Consider the following 4,719-nt stretch of genomic DNA (forward strand, 5'->3'; position numbering starts at 1 on the left):
ACTTCGTCAGAATCTTCATCGATGTGAATTAAGTCACCATCTTCAGCATCATCAAGCTGTAATTCTTTATGAATTTCCTTCAGTAAACCACCGTAGGAAATCAGGCGTTTATAAGCTAATGCTGTATCTAAATCTTTCACCGTTTGAACATTTTCTGGTGTCACTTTATTACCACGAATAACATCTGTATCCTTCACTGGATACTTAGAAACTTCAAAAATAGCATTTTGTTCAAGAATCACCTTTTTTACTTCCTCTTCAATTTCAACAAAATCCGATGATTCCATTTTAGGCTTCACCTTGGCCACATGAACAATCGGTGTATAATCCAATTTCATGGCACGCTGCCACATGCTTGTCCATTCAGATTGTTTAATATAATTCTTGGTAAAATAGTTTGTAGGAACAGCAAGCAACACATGGAAATGAGGGTGATATGTACCGTACCATTCGCTTTCTTTATCCCAGTTCCGAGTTACTTCCATTGCTCGAAAATATCCCTTAACTGACTTTTTGAATTTGGCATAACCAGCAAAACGATTCCAAGCCTTGGTCATCTGATCCATTGTCTCTTTCAGCTTGTCACCTTCGACATTCCGAACAGTCAACGTTAAGAAAACCCATTTTACTTTTTCACGTTCATTCAATGTTTGAATGATTTTTTTATTTTGAAAGGCAATCTTTAATGACCTTCGCCAGTTGCACATTGGACATAACCTCGCTTTGCAGAAATAGGCTTGATATAGTTTCAAACGACTATCCTTTATTTTGAACACTAAATAATTGCCGCAATCATACATACGCTCAGCTTTTTTCTTTAATGCTGCTATTTCATGATGTTCAGCCATCAGTAAAGAACGCTTTTTCTTACCTTTCCAATCTCGTTCTTTCCCTCGACTATCAGTATCTTTTAAAATCTTGATATCAGTATTCTCTTTACCTCTTGATTCACTAGGGTTACTCGTGCTATCATTTGAGTACAAATGCATAAATAAACCTCGCCTTCTGGTGAGGGTACAAAAAGCCCTCTATTTTGATTGAAATTCGACACTTTAATCATAGCAGAAGGCTTTTTCTCTGTCTACCCGACAAAACCCATTCAAACCCTTGAGGCTCTAAGGCGCACAATGATTTTCAGGCGCTTGAGTTGTTTCTATATGTATCAAGAGAAGTAGGAACTCAATTTCGCTTCGCAAAATTCCGTTCCAAAACCATAAAAAAAGACACCTTTCTAGGTGTCTTTTTTTATAATAAATGCCCAATCTAATTCAAGACCTCGAATGTATTTCAAAAAGTTTTTTACCGATGGTACACTATGCTGATTTTCAATTTTTGAAATCACACTTATTGTTAATCCACTTCTTTTAGCAAGTTCACTTTGCGATATTCCTTTCTTAACCCTATAATCCATTGCTGTCGCAAGAATCTCAGCATATGCAAGATCCATTTCGTCATCACTATTTCCTAATTCATGAATCTTACGCCAAGTAGACACATTCCTTCTTGTAGCCATAAAAATCATTCACTCCCTTTAGCGTTCCATGCCTCTATTTCTCTCTTGATTCAAATCCTTCTTGTGAACCTTCTCAAATTCGCCCCCAGGCACTTTTTCTTTCACCTTGTCTATTAACCCCTTAAAAACGTCTCTAAAGGCCATAGCGCCCTTTGTACGCTCTTTAACGAATTCTTTAGCACTTTTATAAATCGATTTAATTTCGGCCTTTAAATCGCTTATACGGGCTTCTAAAACGCTAATTTCATTTGTAGCCGACCTCAAGTGAGTTTTTAAACTTGCATTTTCCTTTTTCAACACTTCATTTTCGTTCATTTTATGACTGGCCAACTGGCGCAGCTTTTTATTTTCTTGCACCAGATCCGTCGTCTGCAAACGCTCATAATCTCGTTTGATTTGATACGCAGCTTTTATTTGCTCATGCATGTTCTTTAGTTCTTTAGGTGTCACAATAAAATTCTCGGTTTCCTGTTCAACAATTTCAGGTTTCCCAAACATTTTAGGTGTAACAGTTGTTTTAACCTCTTTGCCCTTTACACGAATTTTTATATCCCCATCATTCGGAAGTTTTTCGCTCAATGCTAAAAACTCCTTTTTTCTATCTCCAATCTCTTTTTCTAGTAAAGTACGGGTTTGGTCCAAATACTCTAACTCATTTTCTTTCTTTGCAACTTTCTTCTGAACTTCTTTGTATTCATGAATGTTTTCAATATTTTTCTCTTTCGTCTTGCCACTAGCACGCACAACGTCAAAGCCACGTTCTTGTAAAAATTTCGGCAAGGTATCGTGGATGTAATTAATTTTTGCTTTGTTCATTGCCACTCGTGCCTGCAATTTTCCGTTCTCTTTATTGACTGGCACAAAGTGCAAATGCATGTGAGGTGTCGTTTCGTCTTTATGTATTTTTCCACTCACTACATTCTCTTTCCCGAACTCCTTACAGAAAAATTCGTAGCACCCCTTAAAATAATCATCCGTTTTTTTCTCGCCCCATTTTTCAGCTTGCTCTTGAGGAACGGTCAAAATATTGGAATACATCACAACCGAATTTTTTTGCACTCTCGAACCAGTCTCTTTTAATTCGTCCACTCGCTGCTTTACTCTCTGATACAAATTTTTCTCTGACTCTACTAGATCATAATTATTTTTTGTACGCTCCAGATCAATGTCATCATTTCTAATTTCGCCTTTTCTTTCTTGCTCATTTTCTTTGCCTTTAACATCTGTGATTTGATTTTTTTGTGTATTCCAAGCCAACTCCATGTGACCGATGCACCCCCATACTCTGACAATTTTTATTGCCAAGAGTATAGCACGTTATACTCTTGTGACCAAGAGAACGTGCTCTGCGAGGCTGGTTGGCTACCGCCAAAGCATGCTGCAGCATGCAAAAGACCTTGAGGGTTTCGCCCCTCAAACTCACGACCAAGGTAGCACCTTGGATGGCATAAGCCTCCGGCGGTTTGAAACCCAGGTTTCAAAACTTCCGGCCCTCGCCGGTAGGCAGGAACAAACGGTGGTTTGTTCAATGCCAAGAGGGTTCGGGTGCAGCGAGGTAGTCAATCCAAATTCGCTCCTTATCCTCCCTTCGGTCCGGTATCGCAAATTTAGATTGACAACCGTCACGTGTCGCCCAAACCCTCTAGCAATAAAATAAAAGGAGAGGTTCTTTTCTTCTTCTTTCATTTACTCGACTCGCGACGATTCTTCTTACCTCTGGAGAGCGTCGCTTTTTCTTTTTTTCCAAAATAAAAAGAGTAGCAAATGCTACTCTTTTTATGTCTCGATATATTTACGGTCCCATGAAAGTGAAAGGTTGGCTATATTTCCAATCTCTTAATTCAAACCCGAAAGTATTTGTTATAACTCCATTTGCTCTTACTCTACATACATACTTTGATTCTTTCTCTGCAGTAATATCTTTAAGAACAATATTTGAAATAGCTATACCACCCTCTCTTTCATAACTCACTTGAGGAGATACATCAGTAATTTCCGCTCTATCATCACCACATTGTTTCATTTTTATATAAGGATATGTAGTCAAATAAGCTTTAGCTGTAGAGTCTATTAATTTTTTAGGTATTTTATATTCTCTCCATTCATGCCAACAAGAAGAAGAAGCTCTAGCAGTTAAAGATTTAGATTCTTCTAATCCCATTTCTTTAACTGCAGTTTCACGGTCAACATTAGCCCATTCCATATAATCTGAAATAACTTGTTCCTCTGAAACAACAGTATAAGGAAGTTCCCCAAGATCTTCTACACTAATATCAATAGCACCTTCATCACTTTCTAATTCTTGTGCAAAAACCGATGTATCTGTATTACCTAAAATTAAAAAACAAATCATAAATGTAAATAAAAATATTATTTTTTTTACCACAAAAACCCTCCTATGTAATATATTCACATATAAGGATACATCAGCTTCCATTAAAATGGAAGCTTGAAATAAAAGTTAATACAATAAAAACTTCAACCAAATATAAATCAAATAAAGTGCAGTTAATAAAATATTTAATTTTATTAAATTAGCAGCTGTTTTTTTACTAATAATATCAACTTTTAAAACTATTAGTATAAAAAGACCAAACAAAATCAAATAAATTAAAGCCCATATTAAAAAATCCATTTCATAACCTCATTTCTATAAATTTCATTTAATTCCAATAAACTACTTCTTAGAATATAATTATTTAACCCAACATGCCAATAGGCCATTACAAAGTGTTGGAATTAGAACACACATTTGAAACTAACTGAGGAACTTGTTGAATACCCTAGTTAAAAAACTAAAAGGAGTAGCGTTCGCTACTCCTTTGATCTTTCTTCCATTCGGTTTAACATTTCATTTCGCAACAAAGCAATATAGTCTTGTTCTTCTGGTGACCGCAGATAGATACGATTGTAGTGACTGTAGGTTTCCAGTAATTCTATATTAACCATTTCGCTTGGAGATTTCCGTTCCTTTTCCATGCTCAGCCCTCACTTTTAATCACGTAATTATTTAATCCAACATGCCAATAGGCCATCACATCAATAGCACCATTTGCCACTTCGTCAGAATCTTCATCGATGTGAATTAAGTCACCATCTTCAGCATCATCAAGCTGTAATTCTTTATGAATTTCCTTCAGTAAACCACCGTAGGAAATCAGGCGTTTATAAGCTAATGCTGTATCTAAATCTTTCACCGTTTGAAC

Annotated in this window: 6 protein-coding genes; all 6 read right to left on the reverse strand. The window is 36.3% G+C overall.

Translation table 11 applies throughout. The features are described from left to right. A partial coding sequence (locus tag AC1DCY_RS26790; protein WP_477355616.1) for a protein rep occupies window positions 1-989 on the reverse strand: 989 nt, incomplete at its 3' end. Window positions 990-1,231: 242 nt separating this feature from the next. Further along, a complete protein-coding gene (locus AC1DCY_RS26795) occupies window positions 1,232-1,513 on the reverse strand; it encodes a helix-turn-helix domain-containing protein (RefSeq protein ID WP_477355619.1) in 282 nt (93 codons plus the stop codon). A gap of 18 nt (window positions 1,514-1,531) precedes the next feature. Beyond that, window positions 1,532-2,776: a MobV family relaxase gene (gene mobV, locus AC1DCY_RS26800; RefSeq protein ID WP_477355622.1), complete on the reverse strand. Its 1,245-nt coding sequence runs from the start codon at window positions 2,774-2,776 to the stop codon at window positions 1,532-1,534. A gap of 529 nt (window positions 2,777-3,305) precedes the next feature. Further along, entirely contained in the window at window positions 3,306-3,899 is a 594-nt protein-coding gene (locus AC1DCY_RS26805) for a hypothetical protein (protein ID WP_477355624.1), read from the reverse strand. 75 nt (window positions 3,900-3,974) lie between these two features. Continuing rightward, window positions 3,975-4,148 carry a hypothetical protein gene (locus AC1DCY_RS26810; RefSeq protein WP_427526974.1) on the reverse strand — a complete coding sequence of 58 codons (174 nt, stop codon included), beginning with the start codon at window positions 4,146-4,148 and terminating at the stop codon, window positions 3,975-3,977. 346 nt (window positions 4,149-4,494) lie between these two features. Continuing rightward, window positions 4,495-4,719 (reverse strand): protein rep (locus tag AC1DCY_RS26815; protein WP_477355627.1); only part of this gene is annotated, 225 nt, incomplete at its 5' end.

The sequence above is a fragment of the Lysinibacillus sp. 10T31 genome, assembly GCF_056394365.1.

Excerpts from the sequence above, each read along its gene's own strand:
- AC1DCY_RS26795 (WP_477355619.1), bottom strand. The coding sequence starts at position 1,513 with ATGGCTACAAGAAGGAATGTGTCTACTTGGCGTAAGATTCATGAATTA.
- mobV (WP_477355622.1), bottom strand. The coding sequence starts at position 2,776 with ATGGAGTTGGCTTGGAATACACAAAAAAATCAAATCACAGATGTTAAA.
- AC1DCY_RS26810 (WP_427526974.1), bottom strand. The coding sequence starts at position 4,148 with ATGGATTTTTTAATATGGGCTTTAATTTATTTGATTTTGTTTGGTCTT.